19 protein-coding genes and 1 pseudogene are annotated in these 21,105 nt (G+C 72.3%); 5 read left to right on the top strand and 15 right to left on the bottom strand.

Going from position 1 to position 21,105, the window contains the following annotated elements; all coding sequences use genetic code 11:
- Nucleotides 1-14 precede the first annotated feature (14 nt).
- The gene (locus ACIA77_RS19970) at nucleotides 15-416 is read left to right on the top strand and encodes a pyridoxamine 5'-phosphate oxidase family protein (protein WP_395887384.1); all 402 of its coding nucleotides are present in this window, start codon (nucleotides 15-17) and stop codon (nucleotides 414-416) included.
- Here the strand turns inward: ACIA77_RS19970 and ACIA77_RS19965 are convergent.
- The 5 genes from ACIA77_RS19965 to ACIA77_RS19945 form a co-directional block, all read right to left on the bottom strand.
- The gene (locus ACIA77_RS19965) at nucleotides 391-951 is read right to left on the bottom strand and encodes a TetR/AcrR family transcriptional regulator (RefSeq protein WP_395887383.1); all 561 of its coding nucleotides are present in this window, start codon (nucleotides 949-951) and stop codon (nucleotides 391-393) included. The two genes, ACIA77_RS19970 and ACIA77_RS19965, sit on opposite strands and share 26 nt — an antisense overlap.
- A complete protein-coding gene (locus tag ACIA77_RS19960; RefSeq protein ID WP_395887382.1) occupies nucleotides 951-2,525 on the bottom strand; it encodes a long-chain-fatty-acid--CoA ligase in 1,575 nt (524 codons plus the stop codon). Before ACIA77_RS19960 ends, ACIA77_RS19965 begins: the two co-directional genes overlap by 1 nt.
- Nucleotides 2,526-2,639: 114 nt before the next feature.
- On the bottom strand, nucleotides 2,640-3,833 hold the full coding sequence (locus tag ACIA77_RS19955) for a GTPase (protein WP_395887381.1): 1,194 nt from the start codon (nucleotides 3,831-3,833) through the stop codon (nucleotides 2,640-2,642).
- Nucleotides 3,830-5,602 carry an isoniazid inducible protein IniA gene (locus ACIA77_RS19950; protein ID WP_395887380.1) on the bottom strand — a complete coding sequence of 591 codons (1,773 nt, stop codon included), beginning with the start codon at nucleotides 5,600-5,602 and terminating at the stop codon, nucleotides 3,830-3,832. Before ACIA77_RS19950 ends, ACIA77_RS19955 begins: the two co-directional genes overlap by 4 nt.
- A 96-nt stretch (nucleotides 5,603-5,698) precedes the next feature.
- Nucleotides 5,699-6,748 carry an IniB N-terminal domain-containing protein gene (locus ACIA77_RS19945; protein ID WP_395887379.1) on the bottom strand — a complete coding sequence of 350 codons (1,050 nt, stop codon included), beginning with the start codon at nucleotides 6,746-6,748 and terminating at the stop codon, nucleotides 5,699-5,701.
- A 307-nt stretch (nucleotides 6,749-7,055) separates the two neighbouring features.
- On the opposite strand from ACIA77_RS19945, the gene ACIA77_RS19940 reads away from it, so the two are divergent.
- Together ACIA77_RS19940 and ACIA77_RS19935 are read left to right on the top strand one after the other, a co-directional pair.
- Nucleotides 7,056-8,201 carry a molecular chaperone DnaK gene (locus ACIA77_RS19940; RefSeq protein WP_395887378.1) on the top strand — a complete coding sequence of 382 codons (1,146 nt, stop codon included), beginning with the start codon at nucleotides 7,056-7,058 and terminating at the stop codon, nucleotides 8,199-8,201.
- Nucleotides 8,198-10,642: a LuxR C-terminal-related transcriptional regulator gene (locus ACIA77_RS19935; protein WP_395887377.1), complete on the top strand. Its 2,445-nt coding sequence runs from the start codon at nucleotides 8,198-8,200 to the stop codon at nucleotides 10,640-10,642. Before ACIA77_RS19940 ends, ACIA77_RS19935 begins: the two co-directional genes overlap by 4 nt.
- A 369-nt stretch (nucleotides 10,643-11,011) precedes the next feature.
- Here ACIA77_RS19935 and ACIA77_RS19930 read toward each other — a convergent pair.
- The 3 genes and pseudogenes from ACIA77_RS19930 to ACIA77_RS19920 all read right to left on the bottom strand — a co-directional run.
- Nucleotides 11,012-11,455: pseudogene (locus ACIA77_RS19930) on the bottom strand (FAD-binding oxidoreductase); the annotation flags it as partial.
- On the bottom strand, nucleotides 11,425-12,024 hold the full coding sequence (locus ACIA77_RS19925; protein ID WP_395887375.1) for a sulfite oxidase-like oxidoreductase: 600 nt from the start codon (nucleotides 12,022-12,024) through the stop codon (nucleotides 11,425-11,427). The pseudogene ACIA77_RS19930 and the gene ACIA77_RS19925, both read right to left, overlap by 31 nt.
- A gap of 32 nt (nucleotides 12,025-12,056) precedes the next feature.
- A complete protein-coding gene (locus ACIA77_RS19920; RefSeq protein ID WP_395887374.1) occupies nucleotides 12,057-12,653 on the bottom strand; it encodes a pentapeptide repeat-containing protein in 597 nt (198 codons plus the stop codon).
- Between the two features lie 97 nt (nucleotides 12,654-12,750).
- Here ACIA77_RS19920 and ACIA77_RS19915 point away from each other — a divergent pair, with 97 nt between their 5' ends.
- Complete coding sequence (locus ACIA77_RS19915) at nucleotides 12,751-13,044, top strand: hypothetical protein (protein WP_395887373.1); 294 nt, start codon at nucleotides 12,751-12,753, stop codon at nucleotides 13,042-13,044.
- Between the two features lie 92 nt (nucleotides 13,045-13,136).
- Nucleotides 13,137-13,925: a hypothetical protein gene (locus ACIA77_RS19910; RefSeq protein WP_395887372.1), complete on the top strand. Its 789-nt coding sequence runs from the start codon at nucleotides 13,137-13,139 to the stop codon at nucleotides 13,923-13,925.
- Here the strand turns inward: ACIA77_RS19910 and ACIA77_RS19905 are convergent.
- The 7 genes from ACIA77_RS19905 to ACIA77_RS19875 all read right to left on the bottom strand — a co-directional run bounded on the left by ACIA77_RS19905 (nucleotide 13,912) and on the right by ACIA77_RS19875 (nucleotide 20,850).
- Nucleotides 13,912-15,162: a cytochrome P450 gene (locus ACIA77_RS19905; RefSeq protein ID WP_395887371.1), complete on the bottom strand. Its 1,251-nt coding sequence runs from the start codon at nucleotides 15,160-15,162 to the stop codon at nucleotides 13,912-13,914. The genes ACIA77_RS19910 and ACIA77_RS19905 overlap by 14 nt on opposite strands.
- Entirely contained in the window at nucleotides 15,159-15,812 is a 654-nt protein-coding gene (locus ACIA77_RS19900) for a TetR/AcrR family transcriptional regulator (protein WP_395887370.1), read from the bottom strand. Before ACIA77_RS19900 ends, ACIA77_RS19905 begins: the two co-directional genes overlap by 4 nt.
- 199 nt (nucleotides 15,813-16,011) lie before the next feature.
- Nucleotides 16,012-16,341: a hypothetical protein gene (locus ACIA77_RS19895; RefSeq protein WP_395887369.1), complete on the bottom strand. Its 330-nt coding sequence runs from the start codon at nucleotides 16,339-16,341 to the stop codon at nucleotides 16,012-16,014.
- A 90-nt stretch (nucleotides 16,342-16,431) separates the two neighbouring features.
- Nucleotides 16,432-17,007, bottom strand: a complete 576-nt coding sequence (locus ACIA77_RS19890) for a hypothetical protein (RefSeq protein ID WP_395887368.1) — start codon at nucleotides 17,005-17,007, stop codon at nucleotides 16,432-16,434.
- On the bottom strand, nucleotides 17,004-18,611 hold the full coding sequence (locus ACIA77_RS19885) for a substrate-binding domain-containing protein (protein WP_395887367.1): 1,608 nt from the start codon (nucleotides 18,609-18,611) through the stop codon (nucleotides 17,004-17,006). The genes ACIA77_RS19890 and ACIA77_RS19885 overlap by 4 nt, the downstream gene beginning before the upstream one ends.
- Nucleotides 18,608-19,759, bottom strand: a complete 1,152-nt coding sequence (locus ACIA77_RS19880; RefSeq protein WP_395887366.1) for a toxic anion resistance protein — start codon at nucleotides 19,757-19,759, stop codon at nucleotides 18,608-18,610. Before ACIA77_RS19880 ends, ACIA77_RS19885 begins: the two co-directional genes overlap by 4 nt.
- Nucleotides 19,759-20,850, bottom strand: a complete 1,092-nt coding sequence (locus tag ACIA77_RS19875; RefSeq protein WP_395887365.1) for a hypothetical protein — start codon at nucleotides 20,848-20,850, stop codon at nucleotides 19,759-19,761. The genes ACIA77_RS19880 and ACIA77_RS19875 overlap by 1 nt, the downstream gene beginning before the upstream one ends.
- Between the last annotated feature and the right edge of the window lie 255 nt (nucleotides 20,851-21,105).

Below are 21,105 nucleotides of genomic sequence, written 5' to 3'. Positions count from 1 at the left end.
CTAGCGTGCGGGGTATGGAGATCGACCTGACCGCGCGCGGCGACGAGTTCCGCGCCTTCTGGACCGAGCGGCGCCTCGCCTCGCTGACCACCGTCCGCGCCGACGGGACGCCGCACGTCGTCGCGGTCGGGGTGACCGTCGACTTCGAGGCGGGGGTCGCGCGGGTCATCACGTTCGCCGATTCACACAAGGCGCGCGTGACCCGGGACGGCACCGGCGACGGCGTGGCCGCAGCGGTGTGCCAGGTGGACGGTCCGCGGTGGTCCACTTTGGAGGGCCGCATGATCCTGCGCGACGACGAGGAATCCGTCCGCGACGCGGAAAACCGCTACGCGCAGCGCTACCGCCAGCCCCGCCCCAACCCGAAGCGGGTCGTGCTGGAGATCGCGATCAAGCGGGTCCTGGGCAACGCCTAGCGCGCGAGTGCACCAGCCAGGTGTACTCCGCGATCAACGCCGCCAAATCCGTGTCCTCCCCCGCCGCCGCGAGCTGCTGGTGGCCGACGAGCATCGCCAGGCCCAGCGCGGTCAGCGTGCGCGCCGGCCCGGCGTCCCCCACGATGCCCTTCACGGCGCGCCCGACGGTGCGCAACCGCGCGTCGTCCACGCGTTTCTGCGCGGCGCGCACCGTTTCGTCGTTCACCGACCACGCGCGGATCGCGGCTTCGGCCTTGTGGTGCAGCCCGCGCGTGAGGTCCATCAGCGCGGCGAAGTCGGCCGCCGGGCCCGCCGTGCCGAAGTCGCCCGCGGCCAGGATCAGAACCTGGCGGTTCTCCCAGAACGCCAGCAGCTCGTCGACGAACGCCGCCCAGCCGCCGAAGTGGTGGTAGAACGAACCGCTCGTCACACCCAGCTCGCGGCACAGGCGGCCGACGTTCAAGCCCGCGAACCCGTCGGCCGACAGCACACGCAGCGCCGCCTCGAAGTACTGCTCCCTGGTGACCGCGGGCATCAGACGTTGCGATCCCGGTCCCGCCAGTACGGCTCCCGCAGCGTCCGCTTGAGGATCTTGCCGGTCGCGTTGCGCGGCAAGGCATCGAGGACGTCCACACTGGACGGGCACTTGAAGTGCGCCAGGCGATCTCGGCAGAACTCCAGGAGCTTGTCCACGTCCACGGCCTCGTCCGGCAGCGGCGCGACCACGGCCTTCACCTGCTCACCCCACCGCTCGTCCGGCACGCCGATCACGGCGACCTCCGCGACGCCGGGGAACTCCGCGACCACGCGCTCCACCTCGGGTGAGTACACGTTCTCGCCACCGGTGATGATCATGTCCTTCACGCGGTCCTCGAGGAACAGGAACCCGCCGTCGTCGAGGCGGCCGATGTCGCCGGTGCGCACCCAGCCGTCCACGATGGTCTCCGCCGTCGCCTCAGGTTTCCCCAGGTAACCCGACATCCGCTGGTCCGTGCGGATCCAGACTTCTCCCGAGTCCGCGTCCGCCAGCGTCGCCGGTTCCACGATGCGAACCTCCACCCCGGACACGGGACGGCCGGCGGACGCGAGCCGCTCGAGGTGGGCGGCGTCGCGGTGGGCTTCGTTGTCCAAAGTGGTCACCGCGCCCGAGAGTTCGGTCATGCCGTAAACCTGCACGAACCGCATGTCCGGCCACGCCGCCAGCGCCGTGCGCAGCAGGGGCAACGGCATCGGCGAAGCGCCGTAACCGAGGTACTTCAGCCGCGAGAGCGCCGCGATCGCCTGCTCCCCCGCCTGCACGATCGCGCCGACCACCGCCGGCACCAGGAACGCGTGGGTCGCGCCCGCGGCGAGCGCGCCGAACAGCGACTTCGCGTCCGGCTCGCGCGTCATGATCGTCGGGAAACCGGTGAGGAAACCCACGATGGCGTAACAGGTTCCGCCGACGTGGAACAGCGGCATCGCGACCAGGTTCTTGTCCCCCGGCTCCATCGGGAAGGCCTTGCCCACGGCCGTCCCGTGCGTCAGCACGCTCCGGTGCGTGAGCACCGCACCCTTCGGGAACCCCGTGGTACCACTGGTGTACATCACCAGCACACCGTCGTCCTCCACCACCGGGCCGGATTCCGCCGGGCCGGAGTCCAGAGTGGACGGATCACCGCTCGCGACGAACGCCTCGAACTCGTCGTTCTCCCCGCCCACCACGACGATCCGCCGCACGGCCGGCAGCCGGTCGCGGATCGCCTCGACCGCGGGCAGCAGCTCGGCACCGACGAACACGACCTCCGCACCGGAGTCGGTGAGCACGTAGACCAGCTCGTCGGGCGACAGGCGCCAGTTCGGGATCGCGTTGGCCGCGCCCAGCCCGCCCGCGGCGAACGTCACGTCGAGGCACGCCGGGTGGTTCTTGTCCACGAACGCGACCCGGTCGCCGCGGCGCACCCCGGCAGCCGCCAGCGCCGCCGAGAGCCGCCGCACGCGCTCGTCGAACTCCGCCCAGGTGCGCGTGACGCCGCCGAAGGTCACCGCCGGCTCGTCGCCGCGCTCCCGGGCCCAGTGCGCGAGCACGTCCCCGAGGAGACGGAAGTCAGGACGCTCGCCGACCGCCATCGCGGCTCCCTTCGCCGGACCATAGAGTGCTCTATGGTGCGACCAGGACAGCCGAGCGTCAACTCCCCGGGCAGGCGAAAACCGGCCACGTCGCGTCACGGAAACCGGGCAGGCTCACGCGAACAGCGCGAGGACGCCCTCCGCACTGCGCACCACGACCTGCGCCGCCGCCCGTTCCGCCGGCGGGCGGTCGGGCCGTTCGGCCTCGTGCCGCCACCGCATCACCGCGTCGACCCCCGCGGCGTAGACCTCGCGCGGGTCGGTCTCGACCTCGAACCCCAGGCGCTCCTCCGGCGTCGTGCCCTGCGCGCCCAGCAGCCGCACGGCTTCCTCCGCCGGATCGCCGGACAACGCCGTGCGCCCGCCGCGGATGTCGGCGATCAGCCGCAGCTCGCGGAAGTCGTGCGCGGTCGCCGCGAAGCGCTCGACGCGCGCTTCCAGCCGGTCGCTCTGCGGCCGGGGATCGTTGCGCAGCACGGTTTCCAGCCGCACCACCGCACTGCGCGCCTTCAACGCCTCGGCGCGCGCCGCGAAGCAGCCCGCGATCGTGTCCCGCAGCTCGCCGAGCCCGCTGCGGCGCACGAGCTCCGTCGACAGCTTCACGCGGCTGTCGCTGCCGGTGCGGATCAGCGTGAGCGCCAGCTTCACGCCGAACAGCCCGAAGCGCGACATGAGCGACCGCCGCGTGTCCACGGACACCGGCCCCGGGAACGCCGGGTCGGTGAAGGCGTCGACCGACAGCAGGTAGCGCTCCATCTCCTCGCGTGGCACGGCGGCGAACGCGGCGAGCAGTTCGAACTCGTCGTCGGTGAACATGCGGGCCCCGTACGCGAGCTGTCCGGCGACGGCGATCACGCCCTGCGAACCGCTGCACAACGGATCCTCGCGCCACGCTCGGCGCGCGAGCTGCTTGGCCGTGAGCAGCGCGTCGATGCGGCCGGCGCCCGTCTCGTCGGCGCGCGCCAGCACCAGGACCGTGTCCACGGCCGTCTGCCGCGCGAACGCCGAGCGCGCGGCGGCCGGCGCGCTCGCCAGCTCGTCGGGCTCCAGGTGCCGCAGCAGCCGCACGGTCGCGTCGGTCAGCACCGACGGCGGCGGGTCGTCGATCAGGGCCAGGTCGCGCAGCGCCCGCAGCTCGCCGAGCGCCGCCGCCAGCGTCGACTTGCCCGTGCCCGGCGCACCGGTGACGCCGACGCGCAGCGGTTCGTCCAAGTGCTCCAGCGCTTCCCGCAGCGACGCGGCCGCGCGCGGGCTGTCGCGGTAGAAGGCGCAGGCGTCGGCCAGCAGGCCGCGCACGTCGTCGGTCACGCCGGCAGCTCCTTCGGGGCGCGGCCCGCGAGCACGCCCAGCTCACCCGCGCGCTGGTGCAGCGACGCGAGCCGCTCGATCTCGCGGCGCAGCCGCACCGTCCGCCGTTCGCGCTCGGCGGAGCCGGCGATGATCGTCTCGCGTTCGCGGGCGAGCTGGTCCGAGAGGTCCTCGGCCAGCGAGGCGAAGTGGTCGCGCAACCGCCGCTGCACGCCGCGGATCGCGTCGCGGCACTCCTTGGAGAAGCGCAGGAAGACGTCGTCGACGTGGCGCTGCGCGGTCATCTTCGCCACGGCTTGGCGCCGCTGCAGCCGCATGCCGCTCTCGTCGCTGATCGTCTTCGCGGCGAACGCCGCGCCCGCGCCGAGCGAAACGGGGTTGATCAGCGGCAGCCCGGCGAGGCTCGTGACGAGCCCGAACATCAGCACACCACCGTAGGAGCCGCGCAGACCCGTGAAGAGCTTGTGGCCGATCTTGAACCCCTCCACGCGGGGCCGGCGCACGTCGGTCATCAGCTCCGCGCCCGGCGAATCGAGCCGCAGCTCCGGCAGGTCGTACTGCTCGCCGAACGCGACGGCGACCGCCTGCGCGATCCACTCCGCCCGGTCGGCGGTGAAGGCGTAGTTGGTCTCGACCGCCTCGGACAGCGTCTTGTCGAGCCACGGCCCGAACTCGTCCCACACCTTCACCGGGTCGCCGCGGTCGAAGGTCTCGTCGATGGTCTCGACGATCTTGCGGGTGCGCTCACGCAGGTCGAACTCGGCGTCGGACTGCAGATCGGCGATCTCGTCGGCGAGCAGGTTCTGCCAGCGGGTGTTGCGCTTGCGCAGCTCGTCGGCCTTGCGCTGCGCACGCTGCAGCAGCGTCGTCTGGTCCACGCCGACTTCCTGCCCGGCCACCTCGGCGCGCGTCCGCAGTGCCTCCACGAGCTCCGTGGCCGCGGCCCGCACGCTCATCGCCGCGAGCACGGCGTTCGTGTGCTCCGGCGGGCGCGCGGCCTGCTCCGCGATCCACGACAGCAGCTGCGGGAAACCCGAGCGCGCGTTGAGCTCCTGGTCCCCCGCCTTGGCCGCGGCGAGGCGGACGGTGGCCGACACGGGCACGACGGTCGCGTCGATGCCGGCGTTCGACAGCAGCACGCGGTCGCGCTCGGCGACGGCGCGCCAGCTCGGGCAGACGTCGATCTTGGTCAGCGCCAGCACCACGTGGGGCACCCAGGTGCGCACGTGGTGGGCGAGGGCGACCTCGGCGGGGCCCAGCGGCGTGGTGGCGTCGGAGACGAGCACCACGGCGTCGGCGTCGGCCAGCACGTCGAGGGCCGCGGCGGTGCGCGGCGAGCGCGGGTCGCCGATGGCGGGGGTGTCGACGAGCACGAGGCCCGCGGACAGCAGCTCGCGCGGCACGCCGACCTCGACGCGGCGCAGCGAACCCGAGGGGCGCGCGCCGAGTTCGCCGGTGAGGCGTTCGACGGGAACGGGCACGCGCTCGTCGGCGCGGCCCACGAGGGTCGCGGTGGGCTGGGCGGAGAAGCCGATCTCCACCGGCACCGCGGGGGTCGGCGCGTCGCCGACGGCGCACACGGGCGCGTTGAGCACTGCGTTCACGAGGTAGCCCTTGCCCTGCTTGGGAAAACCCAGCACGGCGATGCGGGTGTGGCCCGGCGGCCGGTCCCGGCGTCTGCGCAGGCGCTGCACCAGGTCTTCGCGGCCGTGGGTCCGGCAGGCGTCCAATGCCTCGTCGAGCACTTCGAGCCAAGCGGAAGCGGTCACATCGAAGGAGTCTCCCCCGTGCACGAGGAGTGTGCGAACCGGGTGGTGGCTCCGCGGTCGCACCCAGACCGCGAAGCCACCCCCTAGGACCTCAGATCAGAGGTGAAGGTCCAGCTCGCCGCCGCCGTGCGGGGTCTCGGCGCCCGCGTGGAGGTCGAGGCCGAGCGAGTGCTGGCCGAGGTCGGTGACAGTCGACACCGTGTCGTGCACCACACCGACGCCCGCGTCGGTGCCGCTGTGCGCGTCGGTGCCCGCGTCGGACGCCGACGAGCCCAGGTCCGGAGCCGCGTGCGTGAGCGCGCCGACCTCGTGGGTCACACCGCTGACGGCGTGGTCCACGCCACCGGCGCCGAGGCCGCTGGTGAGGTTGCCGACCTGGTCCGTGACCGAGCCGGCGAGGTCGCTGACGTGGCCCGCGACGCCGCCGCCGGCCTCGGTCAGGTTGTTGGTCAGGTCGCCCACCGGGGCCGCGGCACCTGCAACGGCCGGCAGGTCGCCGACGTGCACCGGGGAGGCCGCGCCGACCGCGTTGCTGACGTCGGCGCCGACCGTGTCGACCTGGCCGACGGCGCCGTTGACGATGCCGCCGACCTTGTTGACGGCCTCGGAGTCCAGGCCGCGCGAGAGGTCGTTGCCGAAGGAGAACGCACCGGTCGGGTCCTGCGCGAGGGCGGTGACGCCCGCGGCGGTGTTCTGCAGGTCGCTGGCACCGGGGAGGTCGCTCAGGGCCGGGAGGCCCAGGCCACCGACGGCAGGCAGCTCGCCCACCGCGGGCAGCTCGCCCACGGCCGGCAGCTCGCCGCCGACGGCCGGCAGCGCCGAGAGGTCGCCGACCGACGGAACGGCCACGCCGGGGAGACCGAACGAAGCGGTGAGCGCCTGCAGCTGGTCGATCGCGCCCTGCGGGCCATCGGCGAGAACGCCGGTCAGGTCGCCGGCCTGCGGCAGGCCGCCCAGCGAGCCCAGGTCGTCGACCGGGATGGTGTCGAGCACCAGCGGCATGACCTCGTGCACGTCGGCGGCGTTGATGTCGCCGAGCCCGGCGGCCTCGAGCGCGGCCTGCGGGTCCTGCGCGAACGCGGCCAGCGACGTGGGGTCGTTGAGCAGGGTGAGCGTGAAGTCGTGCAGAGTCTGCACCGGGTCCATGTGGGGATCTCCAGTTGTGTTGATTACGGGGGATGTCCCGGCCGTCCACGGCCGGGAGTGGCGATCAAGCTAGGGACCGGACACCCCCGCTCACATCGGGGTTTACTCCCAGTCGCCGCTCGCTCAGCCGTTAGGGGGTCGATATGAGATCGTTAGGGAGTTAGGGGCTCATCCATACGGGGGCTCGGTTGGGTTAAATCCCACCCCAGCTTGCCGAGATGACCCGAACGGGTGAGGATGACGTACCCCTAGGGGTACGGATTGCGCTCCTTGGCCCGTCCCGGTGCGACGAAGGGAGGAAGCGGCGTTGCCCTATGTGCTCGGCATTGATGTCGCCCACGCCCGGACCCACGCCGCCACGCGCCGCAGGCAAGCCGACGGCTGGGGTGCCCCCGAACCGCTGTGGCTCGGGGAGGGCTCACCGGCCGCTGCGACGGCGTTGTTCCTGGACGACGAGGGCTATCTGCTCACCGGCGACGCCGCGGCGCACGCCGGAGCGGGCACGCCGTCCCGGTTGCTGACGGGGTTCCACCGTCGCATCGGCGACGACGTCCCGGTGTTCGTCGCGGGTGAGCGGTTCTCCCCGGAGTCACTCACCGCAGTCGTCGTCGAGGGCATCGCCGAACACGCGGGCACACAACTGGGAGGAGCACCGCGCCACCTCGTGATCACCCACCCCGGTGATTGGGGGAACTACCGGCGTGACCTACTGCGACGAGCGCTGGGCGAATCCGGCTTCGCGGCCGTGACGCTCGTGCCCAGCGCGATCGCCGCGCTCTACGCCCACCTCCCCGAGCCCGAACCCGGCGACCAGACGGCCGCTGTGTGCGAGTTCGGCCCGGACGGCGTCACGGTCACCCTGGCCACGGCGTCCGGGGCGAGCGGCTGGGTCGCGCGCACGAGCACCGAGGGCGTGGCGCCCGCGGCGGCCGTGAGCACCGCTTTCGCGCTCGCCCACGGCATTTCCGTCATGCCGGACGCGTTGGCGGGCATCGTGTTCTGCGGTGAGCCCGGACCGGGCGTGCTGCCGGGCCGGCTCCCCTGCCCCGTGTTCACCGGACCGCAGCCCGCGCTCACGGCCGCGTTCGGAGCCAGTAGTCTCGCCGTCCAGCGGATGAGCCCGCCGACGCGGCGGGACCGCCCCGCAGCGGAAACCACCTTGCTTCCCCGGGTCGAAAGCCGGCCCGAACTCACCGAGCGTCCCGCCCCGCCGCCGGTGGAGATCACGCCGTTCGAGCTCCCCGAGCCCGAAGGGCCCGCGAAACTCCTCCGCCGGTGGCGGCCGCTCGCCGCCGCCGCGGCGGTGCTCGCCATCGGTTCCTCCGTCCTGATCGCCGTCCTGACGTCCCACGAAGCCACCGCGGACAAGGGCATCCCCCAACCCCACCCCGCCTCTCTCAGCTCCTGCGCCCGTCCCGCCGGCGCAGCCCCCACCGGTGAAGGTCACTGTTGAACGCACTGCTGGCGAAATCCGGCACCGAAGCCGTCCACCCCGTCGCCCGGCTGCTCCTCGCGGAGCTGACGGCCACCCCCGACGCGCCGCTGCGGCTGGTCGTCGTCGCCCCCGGCGGCTACGGCAAGAGCGCACTGCTCGGCGCGCTCGAAGCGGGCTGCCGCGAGGCGGGCGTCGACGCGACGTTCGTCGACGACGCCGATCAGCTCGGCGACGAGGAGCTGACGAGACTCACGGCGGTGGCCGGCCCGGTCGTGCTGGCGCACCGGCCGAACCCGCGCGCGGAAGCGTTGCGCGCGTTCACCGAGCCGGTCGCACGACAGGTGCAGCTGCCTCCCCTGGACGCCGAGGCGGTCGGCACGCTGGCCCGGCAGCTGACGGGCCGGCTCGTCGACGCCGCGGCCGCGGCCGCGCTGCACTCGCGCACCGGCGGGGTGCCGCGGCTGCTGGAACGCACGCTGACCGACCGGCTGGGCGATTTCCGCGCCGAGCTGGCCGAGCTCGACGACGACGTGCTGCGCTACCTCATCGCCGCCGAAGCCGGCGCGAGCCGCAACCTGGACCTGTTGTGCGCCCTGCTCGACCGGACGCCCGACGGGCTGCCCGAGGTCGTCGACGGCGCCCGGGCCACCGGTCTGCTCGACGCCAACGACGCCCTGCTGCCCGTAGCGGCCGAGGCGGTGCGCACGTACGGACCGCCGGCGCGGCGCCTGACGGTGCTGCAGCAGCTCGTGGAAGTGCAGCTGCGCGGCGGGTTGCCGGTGCTGGACCTGGCTCGCTCGCTGTTGGACAGCGGGAGTTCCGGCGCCAGCGCGGCGGCCGCGTTCGCGGCGGCCGCCGGCGAGGCGCTGCCGGGAGACGCGAAACTCGCGGCGCGGCTGTTCGAAGCCGCGTTCGACGCCGGATCGCGCGACGCCGCCGTGACGACGGGCTGGGCGCGCGCCGCCGCGTTGTCCGGTGATCTCGACACGGCGCTGCGGCTCGGCGACGGCATGGTGACCGGCGACGACCCCGAAGCGCGAGCGGCCGGTGCGGAGATCGCGGCGACCGTGCTGGCGCACCGCGGAGAGCTGGCGCGCAGCGCGGAGCTGTACCGCTGGGCCGCCGCGGCGGACTCGGCGACCGGTTCGCCGGCCCCGGAATCGCACCGCTGGGCCGGACGCGGCGCGGCGACCGCGTTCGCGGCCATCGCACTGGCCGGCACCGGCCAGCTGACCGCCGCCCGGGAGCTGGTCGACGCGCCCGTGCCCGGAGTGGCGCCGACGTTGTTCGCGGGGGCCGTGGCCCGCACCGCGAGCGGCATCGTCGATTCGGTGAACGGCCACGGCGCGGAGACGCTGTCGGCGCTCGTCGGCGCGGCCGCCATGCTGGAACCCGCGTCGGGCGGTGCGCCGCTGCCCGACAGCCCGGCCGCGCTGGCCGCGCTCGTCGGGCTGCACTCGGGTGAGCTGGGGCTCGCGGAGTCGGCGCTGGAGCGCGCGCTGGCGAGCGACGTCGGCGGCGGCCTGCTGACCGCGCGGCACCGGCTGCTGCTCGGCTGGGTCGCGATGACCAGCGGCCACCTCACGGCCGCCGCCACCCACCGCGACGCCGTGGCGGACACCCGCCTGGAAGCCCGCGACGAACTGTTCTTCGCGACGCTGGAGCTGGGCCTGGCCCGGCGCGCGAGCGACCTCGTGGGGCTGCAGCAGTCGTGGGACCGCGCGTACCAGGCGTCGATGCGGCAGCAGACGGACCTGTTCACCCTGCTGCCCCTGGGTGAACTCGCGATCGCCGCCGCGCGCACGGGCGCCCAGGCGAAGCTCGCGCGCCAGCTCGACCGCGCCCACGCCATGCTCGACCGGCTCGACAACCCTCCACTATGGACGGTCTCGCTGTGCTGGCACGAACTCCACGCGGCGATCACCGTGGAGAACCTCGACACGGCCGGCCGCCAGCTGGCGGTGCTCACGAAGTTCGCCGGCCACGGCCGCTACCCCGCCGCCCTCGCGCGCGCCGCCTCGTGCTGGATCGCCGTCCTGGGCGGCGACTTCGACCACGACGAGGTCTCCGCGGCCGCCGCCGAACTCCACGGCCTCGACCTGTGCTGGGACGCTGCCCGCCTGGCCGGCCAGGCCGCCATCCGCACGTCCGACCGCAAAGCCATGGTCCAGCTGCTGGAAGCCGCCCGCCAGTTCCAGGCCGGCACCGGCCGCCGCGAATCCGCCACCCCGGAAGCCGGCGCCGCCCCGGGCCTGAGCTCCCTGAGCGAACGCGAGCTCGAAGTCGCACGCCTGGTGGTCGACGGCCTGACCTACAAGCAGGCCGGCAGCAAGCTGTTCATCTCCGGCAAGACCGTCGAACACCACATGGCGCGCATCCGCGCCAAACTCGGCGCCGGCGACCGCCGCGAACTCCTCGCGACGCTGCGCGAACTCCTCGCCAAACCCGACCCGTCCTGACCGGCGGCCCCAGCAGCGACGGCTGTCGTGCGGGAGCCGATCAGGCCCGCCGGCACCGCGCTCCGCGGTCAGTCGCGGCTGGGGCCGAAGCGCTCCGTGCGGATCGAGTGCGGCGAGTGGCCCAGTGCGAGCAAGATGTCGGCCACCGTTTCGACGAACCCGGTCGGCCCGCAGACGTACGAGGTGGCGCCGAAGTCGGCGGGCCAGCCGGCGGTGTTGAGGGTGGCGACGGAGATGCGGCGGGGGATGCCGGGGGGCGCCGTCGGGGAGCCGGCGGGTGTAGACGTACGTGACGTCGAGGCCGGCGTAGGGCTTGCGCAGCTCTTCGGCGTAGTACAGGTCCCCCGGGGTGCGGACGGAGTACACGAGCCGGAACGGGGCACGGCTGCCGGCGGCGCGGCGGGCGCGGACCATGGCCATCAGTGGCACGATGCCGGACCCGCCGGCGACGAGCAGGACGGGCGCGCGCTCGGCCGGGCGCCACACGAACCAGCCGCCGATGGGGCCGCGGACCTCCACGGGGTCGCCGACGGCGTACGGGCCGGCGAGGTGCTCCGACACCTCACCGCCGGGCACGCGCTGGACCGTGAGCTCGATCCGGTCCCCGTCGGCGGGCGCGGCGACGGAGTAGCTGCGCTGGGCGGTATAGCCGTCGGCCGCGGTGAGCCGGACGTCGACGTGCTGGCCCGCCAGGTGGCCGGGCCAGCCGGGAACGTCGAGCACGAGGGTGCGGGCCGTCGCCGTCTCCTGGCGGATCTCCGCCAGCGTGGCGACGCGCCAGGCTAGTCGCCCTGATACCGCTGTTCCCGCCATGGGTCTCCGTAATCGTGGTAGCCCGCGGTTTCCCAGAACCCGGGTTCGTCCTTGGTGGTCAGTTGCAGCCCGCGCACCCACTTCGCCGACTTCCAGAAGTACAGGTGCGGCACCAGCAGCCGCGCGGGGCCGCCGTGCTCCGGCGAGAGCGGCTTGCCGTTGTACTCGTACACGACCCACGCCTGGCCGTCGAGCAGGTCGGCGAGCGGCATGTTCGTGGTGTACCCGCCGTAGGAGCGGGCCATCACGTAGTCGGCCTCGGTGTCGGCGTCGCCCAGCAGGGTGGCCACCGGGACGCCGCGCCAGCGGGTGTCCAGTTTGGTCCACTGCGTGACGCAGTGGATGTCCACGGTGAACTTCTCACTCGGCAGCGCCGTCATCTCGTGCCACGACCAGGAGCGCTTCTCGCCCTTCTCCGTGGTGACGGAGAACTCCCACTTGTCGAGGTTCACGCGCGGCGTCGGGCCGGCGGACAGGACGGGGAAGTCCTCCGTGAGGTACTGACCCGGCGGCAACCGCGGGTCGCCCCCGCGGGCGCGACCGGTGAACCCAGGCGTGATGACACCCATCGCCCACTCCTCCCGAGAGATCCTGCCGCAGCCTACCCGCGCACGTGCAAGCCCAGCGAGGTCACCAGCACGGTCGCTTGTTCAGGGGACACGATCGCGCCGCCCAGCTCAGCGCGCACCGGATCCAGCGCCGACAGGTCGCTGCCCCGCAGCTCGGCCCCGCCGAACTTCACGTCGAGCAGCTCCGCCCCCGAGAGGTCCACGTCGGCGAACGTGGCGCCCGTGCAGTCGGCCGCGGTGAGCTCGGCTTCGCGCATCCGCACGCCCTGGAACTTCGCGCCACGAAGGTCCGCCCGCGCCAGCCCCGTGAACGACCAGTCGCCGCCCAGCACCCGCAGCGGCCGCAGCCCGCACTCGGTGAACCGGCTGCCGACGAGCTTGCAGCCGCTGAACTCCGCGTCGAACAGGTTGCACCGCGTGAAGCTGCACCCGGTGAAGGCCGTGTCCACGTGCTGTGACGCGTTGAAGCGGACGTTGCCGAACACGCAGTCGACGAACGCCGCACCGCGCGTGACGGCTTCGGTCAGGTCGACGTCGTGGAACTCGCACCGCTCGAACCGCCGTCCCGTGAATTCCTCGGCGTACCAGTCTTCCCGGCGGAACGTGAGGTCACTCTCTGCGGTGGACACGTGGCCAGGCTAGCCACCGCGGTGACACCGTGGGCCAACCGGCGCAATCTTCCCGATGACGCGTTTCGCGCTCACTCGGAAGTGGGAATTACCGAGCATGTCCAGATGGCGAGGCTCCACCAGAACCAACACGGCAGCGCGAGTGATCACCGGAATCGGCGGGTTGTTCGCGTTCATCGAAGTGCTTTACCTGGTCATGCTGCTCGCCGGCGCCAACACGGCGAACGGCTTCTTCCTCTTCATCCGATCACTGGCCGAACCGCTGGCCCTGTTCTTCCCCGGCCTGTTCCCCGTGAGCAACGGCGATCTCGCCGTCATCCTCAACTACGGCCTCGCTGCGGTGTTCTGGCTGGTCGTGAGCGGGATCATCGCCCGTCTCGTCGCCCGCTGACGCGGCTGAACCCGTTTCCGGAAACGGAATCCAAAACGCGGCGAACACCACAACCGAGAGCGACCGGGAACCGCGCCGAATACCCTGTCCCGGTGTCCGAAGGCCGATGGTTCGAAGCCGTGGTTCCCGAAATCGCGGGCCTCGCCGCTTCCTTGTTGCCGAACGTGCCCGCCACCCCGGCGGCGCTCGTGCGCACGGTCACCGAACAGCTCGTGGGCCGCCGCCTCACGGCGAAGGTGAAGGGCGGCGAGGCCCGGTTCACGATCACCGAACTCGACCACCCCGCCGATTCCCTGCGGCTGGCCACGGGCCGCGTCGGCGACGTGCGGCTGGTGGCCGAGGACGTCGAGTGGCCGGCCCCGCCGGACAGCATCCCGTTGCGACGCGTCGTGGTGCTGGCGAAGGACGTCCGCCTGCGCAGCCTGCCGACGCCCGCCGTCAGCCCCCGGGTCGTCGAACTCGACATCACGGTGCCCGGCGACGTCGTGCGCGACCGGGTCGCCGCGGTGCGCCCGGACATCGTCGCGACGCCCTGCCCCGACGGGATCCAGGTGCGCTGGGCGAAACACCCCGGCTGGGGCCGGCTCACGCTGATCCCCGCCGTCGCCGAGGACACCGTCGTGCTGACGCCGACGACCCTCCACATCAGACAGCGGGGATTCCGTTCGCCGAGGCGGATCCGGCCCGTCGTGCTGCCGTTGCCCGAGCTGCCGGAGGGCCTGCGCCTCACCGGCGTGACGCCGGGTGAGGACGAGCTCGTGCTCCGCACCGGCGCCGACGAGTGGCCGGACCGCCTGTCGCGGATCCCGCTGCCCGACCTGCTGACGTGGCTCACGACGGCCGCCCTCACCCTGACGGTGCCCCGGCTCAGGACCAGGTGACCGGCAGCGAGTGCACGCCGTACACGAGCATGTCGGTGCGCAGCGGCACGTCGGCGGGGTCGATCGCGAGCCGCAGCCCGGGCAGCCGCGTCACCAGCTCCGCCAGCCCGACGCGCAGCTCCGAGCGCGCGAGCTGCTGACCGAGGCACTGGTGCACGCCGTGCCCGAAGGCCAGGTGCGGCGTGCGCGGGCGCGTGAGGTCGAGGCGTTCGGGCTGCGGCCAGTGCTCGGCCGAGCGGTTGGCCTGCGGCACCGAGATCAGCACGGTGTCGCCGGCGGGAATCGTCACGTCCGCGACCGTGATGTCCTCCGTCGCCACGCGTGACGGTCCGATGTGGATGATCGACAGGTAGCGCAGCAGTTCGTCCACACCCGGGTCGAGCACCGCGGGGTTCTCGCGTACCAGCGCCAGCTGGTCCGGGTGCTCCAGGAGCGCGAAAGTGCCCAGCGCCAGCATGTTCGCCGTCGTCTCGTGGCCGGCCCCGAGCAGCACGGTGGCGATGTCGACGAGCTCTTCCTCCGTGAGCGGCGGCTCGGCGTCGCCGTGGATGAGGCCCGACAACAGGTCGTCGGCCGGGTGCTCGCGCTTGTGCGCCACCAGTTTCCGCATGAAGCCGTGGATCGCTTCGGACGCGCGGCGGCGCTCGTCCTCGGGTTTGGTGAGGTTCAACGCGACGGACGTGTGGTCCTGGAACTCCGCGCGGTCGGCGTAATCCACGCCCAGCAGCTCGCAGATCACCAGTGACGGCAAGGGCAACGCGAACGCCGGCACCACGTCGCCCTCGTTTCCGGCCGTCCGCAGGGCTTCGAGGTGCTCGACGGCGATGTCGCGAATCCGCGCCTCGAGCGTCTGCACGCGCCGGACGGTGAACTGACCGGTGAGCAGCCGCCGCAGCCGCGTGTGCTCGGGCGGGTCCATGAACAGGAACCGGCCGTCCTCGCGCTTCGGCAAGTCGACCGGGCACCGCGGCTCGCCGACCTCCTCGGGCAGCAGGTCCATCGCGCTGCGGTTGCGGACGGTGTCGGAGCTGAAGCGCGTGTCGGCGAACACCGCGCGAGCCTGCTCGTAGCCGGTGACCACCCACGCGTGGCCGCCGTTGAGCAGCTCGACGCGCGTGAGCGGGGCCTGCTCGTCGAACCGGGCGAGCTCCGCCGGCGGGTCGAACGGGCACCCGCCGCGGCGCAGCATCGCCGGTGGGACCGGGCGGCGCATGGCGGGCGGTTTCGCGCTGGTCATGAACGTCCTTCCGCAGTGGGGTGAAGATCGTGGCGCGGGGCGGTCAGCAAGCCGGTCAACGCGTCGGTGAGGGCCACGCCGACCAGTGCCCAGTCGGCGGGCACGCCGGTGCTCGCCGCGAGCCGCTCCTGCTCGGCGCAGGTGTGGATCACCGCGACGCGCGCGGTCTGGCTGCGCAGCGCCGACTCCGCCGCCGGCAGGGGCGCGACGTGCTCCCACACCGCCGCCGAGCCGTCGACGAATTCGACCGCCAGCACGGGATCCACGCCCTCGGCCTCGTCGACCAGCGCCGGATCCGTCACGACCTGCGCCAGGAACCGCGCGCACCAGCTGGGGTTGCCGAGGCTCGCCAGGTGCTCGGTGTAGGGCAGCACAAGGCTGGCGACGTGGTCCCGCGGATCCTTCGACCGCCGCGTCTGCCCCACGCGCTCCCGCGCCCGCGCGGCGATCGGCTCGACGTGCGAGCGCGTGATCGCCCGGATCAGCCCCGTCCGGCTGCCGAAGTGGTACGCCAGCGCCGAGTTGTTCGCCTGCCCCGCGGCCTCGACGATCTGCCGGTTCGGCACCTGCGCCAGCCCCCGCTCGGCGAACAACCGCTCCGCCGTGCGCACCAACAGCTCCCGCGTCGCCCCGGCCTGCTCCCGACGCATTTCCACGGCGCACCCTTCGTAAGACGATCTTCTTACTTGGCCGACAGTAGCCTTGAGACGCGTGTCTTACAACCCGCGTGGTGGGCCATTCCTGCGCCGGTAGACCGCGGCGGCCGGACTCGAACACCCCCGGCTCGCTTGCTCCTGCCTTCGGTGATCGCTGTGCGGCCGTCCCGGCTGGCCGGGCGGCACCACGCGATCACCGTTGCCCCGCCTCGTCCAGCACGCCGCGAGCTGCCACCCACACCTGTTCGAACTCGGCCCCGGAAATCTCGACGACCTGGTGGGACTCGTCCCAGCCACGCACATCGCCCTCCGCGAGGACGCCGTAACGACGTTCGTACACCTGCATGTCGGCGAGTTCGCCGTGGTCTCGGATGTGCAGCACTTCGTCGAGCGCTGCCGCCGTCACCGGCCGCCGATCAGGACCTTGCAGCTCGACGTGCCGGACCGCCCACCCGTCGCCCCCGATTTCGAGGTAGCACGTCGCGTCGTCCTCGCCCCAGTAGTAGCGAATCCACTGCATCACACAGCACACAATGGTTCAGGCACAGTAAAATCCGGCTCAGGCTCGGGGCCCTGACCCCGTCTGCCCACGTGGTGGGCCATTCCTGCGCCGCTAAGCGTCCTCGCCGAGGTAGCGGGTCTGATCCTTCTGCTGGTTGACCTCGGCCGCGTAGTACTCCTCGGCGAGCTGGTGCGCGCGGCGCTCGATGAGGTCCAGCTGTTTCACCAGCTCGTGGCCCGCGTCGGCGCGGTTGGCCGCGAACCAGCGCGGCAGGTTGAGGTACGTCTGCACCGAGAGCGGCAAATCGGTGCGCGCGAGCAGCAGCACGCGGTGCTGGAGGTCCGGGTTCGCGGCGAGGCGCGCGGGGTTGGCGAGCAGGTCGGAGAGCATCTCGGCGACGCGCCGCACACCGTCCACAGCGGACGCGGGAAGCCGGCCGGCGGGCCCGGAGACCGTGTGCACCAGGGCGTCCAGCGACGAGCGCACCTGCGCCGCCTCGGCTTCCGGATCGACGACGAGCCGTACCTTGTCCGGTGGGGCGAGCAGCGCGCCCGCCGCGTAGAGCACGGCGACGACCACGACCGCGAGCCACAGCGGCCCGATCACCCCGACCACGTACAGGACGAGCCCGATCAGGCCGCCGACGCAGCCGAAGAGGTTCTTGGTGGAGCCGAACCAGCGTCTCATTGGTATCCGCGAATCTCCTGGAACACACTGGCGAGCTGCACGTTCCGGGCGTCGAAGACCTTGCCGCCGGTCATCGTGGCGACCTGGGTGAGCTCGTCGCCGCTGCCCTCGCCGAACAGGACCGTGAACACCGGGATCTGGCGCATGGCCGGCGGCAGCGAACCGAACGCCGCCTTGAACCCCGCGAGGTCCGAGCCGTTCTCGTTCTGGCCGTCGGTCATCAGCACGATCGACGTGAAGCGGTCGGGGTCCTTGGCCTGCAAGGGTTCCATCACCTGGTACGCGCGCTCGAGGCTGTCGTAGATCGCGGTGCCGCCGCCGGCCTTGAGGCCCTCGGCGTAGTCCTTGAGCTTCGCCAGCTCCGCCTGCGGGTTCTGCTCGGGCACGGTGAACGTCGTCGGCTCGCCGGGTGCGGTGTTGAACGGCAGCATCGTCACCTCCTCGCGGCTGCGGAACTGCCGGTAGCGGCCCACGAGCGAGGTGTCCGCGCCCGTGAGACCCGCCAGCGCCGAGCGCAGCGCCTCGATCCGGTCGCCCTCCATCGAGCCCGACGTGTCCAGCACGTACAGCGTGCGAGACGGACGGCGGATCTTGCTGAAGTAGGCCGAAAGCAGCGCGTCCACGGCCTGCTGCGTCGCCGGGAACGGCAGCTCGACGAGGTCGCGCGGCGCGAACTGCTGCCCCAGCTGCACGCCGGGCACGACGGGGCGCCGCTGCGTGACCTGCATGATGCGCTGCTGCGCGGCGGGCGTGCGCAGGTAGTCGCTGAGCTTCTGGTGCGCGTCGCGCGCGCCCTGGCTCGCGCTGGTGAGCAGCGTCAGCGGGTAGTCAGCGGTGACGACCCCGTCGGCCGGGTAGATCAGCTTCAGCGGCTGCGGCAGCTTGCCCGAGGAGTTCATCGACAGCAGCACGGACTCGTAGTTGATCAGCCCGTCGACCTTCTGCCCCGGGTCCTGCCCGGTCGCGCGCCGCTGGAAGGCGTCGGACAGCCAGCCCGACGAACCGGCCGAGAGCTGCTGCGCGCTGAAGAACTGGGTGAGCTGCGGCGTGACGGCGGTGATCTGCTGCGCGTCGATCGCCGTGCCGGAGCCGGCCAGCGCGGACGCGACGCCGACGAGCGCGGAGAACCCGGAGTTCGACGCCGACGGGTCCGTCATCCCGTACGTGAACTCCTTCTTCCCCGCCGCCACGGCGATGTCGCCCCACGTCGGCGGCTTCGCGTCCCAGCCGAGGCGCTGCGCGACCGGCTGCGAAAGACCCAGCACGACCGGCGAACTCATGATCTTCACCTGGTTGCCGAGCCGCTTGGCCGCGTCGGGGATGCCCGCCGGGTAGCGGTTCGACGAGAACCACACGGCGTCGTACCTCCCGTCGAGGCTGCCGTCGGCGAGCGACTCGGTGCCCTCCAGCGTGCCGGTGAAGGTGAACTTGACCTTCACGCCCGTGGCCTTCGCGGCTTCGTCGAGCACCGGTTGCATGTCCGCGAGCTCACTGCCCGCGAGGACGCGCAACGTGCCGGCTTCGGGTTGGTCGTCTGAGCCCCCCGACGAGCACCCCGTCACCAGCAGCGCTGCGGCCAGCGCCAGCGCGGCGAGTTTCTTCACAGCTCCCCCTCGTGCGAACGGCGCAGCCGGTCCTCGGCGCGGCGCAGCTCCCCGGACAACGACTCCACAGTGGACGCCATGTGCGACAGGGCATCGGCGGAGAACCCGTCGATCGCGTCGAGCGCCGAGTAGATGCGGTCGAACGATTCACGCAGCGTGTCGACGGCGACGGCCGGGTCGCGCGAGGCTTTGCGGATCTCCTCGCTCTGCGACTGCAGCAGCTGGGCGTTGGCCCGCAGCAGGCCGTTGGTGGTCGCTTGCAGCGCGTCGACCTCGTCGAGCACGTCGCGCTGGTTGGCGAGCGCGGCGCTCACCAGCAGGGCGACGCGCAGCGCGGAGACGGTGGTGGTCACGGCCCGCTCGACGCCGCGGATCAGCTCGTCGTTGGTGCGGCGCACCAGGTCGAGCGCGAGGTAACCCTGCGCGCTCACGGCCAGCTGCGTGAGCACGTCCTGGTGGCGCTGGCGGATCGGGTACAGGATGTCGGCGCGCAACGCGTTGGCGTGCGCGGGATCCGTCAGATCGAAGACGCCGGCCTGGCGGTCGATCGCACCGTCGACCGCTTCGGCGAAGGCGGCTGCTTCGGCGAGTTTGCCCAGCGTCACCCAGAGGCGTTCGCGCTCGCCCTTGATCGCCGCGTTGTCGCGCCGCAGCACGTCCTGGCGCACCTTGAGCTCGCGGACCAGCGCGTTCACCGGCTCGCCGGCGGCGCGGTAACGGTCGAGAGCGCGCCTGGCGCTCTGCGCGGCCGGGAAGATCCCCAGCAGCTTGCGGCCGGTGATCGGCAGCTTCGCCGGGTCGAGCTCCGCGACCGTGCGGCGCAGCTCCGACAGGCTCGTGGTCACCTGCTGTTGCGGCGCCACGACGGCGCCGCGAGCGGAGTCCAGGGCCTTCGTCGACCGGTCGAGCAGGGTGCCGGCGACCGTCGCCGCCGCGCGCATGTCCGCTTCACCGACGGCGAGGAGCTCGTCGAGCAGCGACGTGAACTCGGGGGATTTGACGTCGAGCGCTTCCAGCCGCGCGGCGAAATCGTCGGCGCGACGGGAGATCTCGGCGCGCGTGTCGTCGCCCAGCGCGATCAGCCCGGCGGCGCGCTCCACGGGGACCGCCGCCACCGGTTCGGGTGGGGTGAGGGTGAATTCGTCCATCAGTACTGCTTCTGGATCGCGTCGAGCATCCGTTCCAGGGTCTCGAAACTCGGCGGTTCGACGGTGTCGACGAGGTCGTCGGGCACCGGCGCCTTCGCCGCGGCGACGACGTCGCGGAACAGCTGCGGGTTCGTGGTGCGGAAGCCGAAGGTGGCGGCGAGCTTGCCCAGCTCGGGATCGGTGGACAGGAGCTGGCCCACCTTGTCGCCGTTGGGCGAGAAGGGGACGAGGGTGTGCTTCGAGTAGACCGTCGGCGCCGGGTAGAGCATCCGCATGTCCGGGCGGATGGACCCGTCGTGGCGCACGAGGCGGTCGACGTACTGCGATTCGTAGATCAGCGCGAGCGGGGTCTTGCCCATACCGGCGGAGAGGTAGTCCTCGAACGGTCCCTCGGTGCTGTTCTGCGTGTAACCCTGGTCCAGGAAGAGCTTCGAGACCTGCGGCAGGACCTTGGTCTCCTGGTCGGGGCCGGCCACGACCGCGTTGCCGTTGGCCACGAAGGAAACGATCGACAGGTACATCGCGGCGGAGTTCGACTCGCGCGGGTCGGTGGTCGTCACGAGGACGTTCTTGCGCGCGGGGTACGCCGAATTGTTCGGCAGCTGGTCCCAGCGCGCGCCGGTCTGCGTGAGCTGCAGGTACTTGGCGATGTCGAGCACCTGGTAGTCGCCGGCGCCCTTGTGCACCACGCCGTTCGCGCTCAGCAGCTGCACGATCGGTTCGAAGGTCGCGATCGCCAAGGGCGACTGGAACGGCGTGTAGACCGTGGTGACCTTCTTGTCGCGCTGGATCTTCTGCGCCGCCGGCGAGGACGACGGGAACGCGAACTCGTACTTCCCGAGGTCCACGGTCGTCGCGATCTGCCGCGACCCGGCCGTGTCGACCTCGACCTTCAGGCCGTGCTCGGCGAAGGCGTCGACCACGCGCTGATCGGTGAAGAAGGCCTGCTTCTCCGACCCGATCACACCGCGCACGACGGTGAGGTCACCGCCGCCCGCCTCGGCGTCACCGCCGGAGCGGCCCCAGATGATCACCCCCACCACGGCGAGTACCAGAACGACAGCCAGCCCGATCGACAACCGGCGTTTCACGAACCCACCTTCCGCACGTCCCCCGACGCGTCACCCCGGATCCTTCAGTCCCTGCAACTCGTTTGACGCGCGGCACGAGGAGTTCGAAGTGAACGGTCGATGAACGGACGGGTTCGGTCGGATCTCCGCCGGAAGCGGGTGACCACACTGTGCGGTGGAAGGGAAATCGCGCACCGGCGCGGGGGGGGGGGGGGGGGCGGGGCGGGGGGGGGGGGGGGGGGGGGGGGGGGGGGGGGGGGGGGGGGGGGGGGGGCG

The organism is Amycolatopsis sp. NPDC051903 (assembly GCF_044452505.1).
Taxonomy (GTDB): Bacteria; Actinomycetota; Actinomycetes; order Mycobacteriales; family Pseudonocardiaceae; genus Amycolatopsis.
This window is presented reverse-complemented; position numbering and strand designations above follow the sequence as displayed.

What these genes read in the sequence shown, in the direction of transcription:
- ACIA77_RS19970 (WP_395887384.1), top strand. Translation starts at nt 15, where the DNA reads ATGGAGATCGACCTGACCGCGCGCGGCGACGAGTTCCGCGCCTTCTGG.
- ACIA77_RS19965 (WP_395887383.1), bottom strand. Translation starts at nt 951, where the DNA reads ATGCCCGCGGTCACCAGGGAGCAGTACTTCGAGGCGGCGCTGCGTGTG.
- ACIA77_RS19960 (WP_395887382.1), bottom strand. Translation starts at nt 2,525, where the DNA reads ATGGCGGTCGGCGAGCGTCCTGACTTCCGTCTCCTCGGGGACGTGCTC.
- ACIA77_RS19945 (WP_395887379.1), bottom strand. Translation starts at nt 6,748, where the DNA reads ATGGACCCGGTGCAGACTCTGCACGACTTCACGCTCACCCTGCTCAAC.
- ACIA77_RS19925 (WP_395887375.1), bottom strand. Translation starts at nt 12,024, where the DNA reads ATGGGTGTCATCACGCCTGGGTTCACCGGTCGCGCCCGCGGGGGCGAC.
- ACIA77_RS19915 (WP_395887373.1), top strand. Translation starts at nt 12,751, where the DNA reads ATGTCCAGATGGCGAGGCTCCACCAGAACCAACACGGCAGCGCGAGTG.
- ACIA77_RS19905 (WP_395887371.1), bottom strand. Translation starts at nt 15,162, where the DNA reads ATGACCAGCGCGAAACCGCCCGCCATGCGCCGCCCGGTCCCACCGGCG.
- ACIA77_RS19900 (WP_395887370.1), bottom strand. Translation starts at nt 15,812, where the DNA reads ATGCGTCGGGAGCAGGCCGGGGCGACGCGGGAGCTGTTGGTGCGCACG.
- ACIA77_RS19890 (WP_395887368.1), bottom strand. Translation starts at nt 17,007, where the DNA reads ATGAGACGCTGGTTCGGCTCCACCAAGAACCTCTTCGGCTGCGTCGGC.
- ACIA77_RS19880 (WP_395887366.1), bottom strand. Translation starts at nt 19,759, where the DNA reads ATGGACGAATTCACCCTCACCCCACCCGAACCGGTGGCGGCGGTCCCC.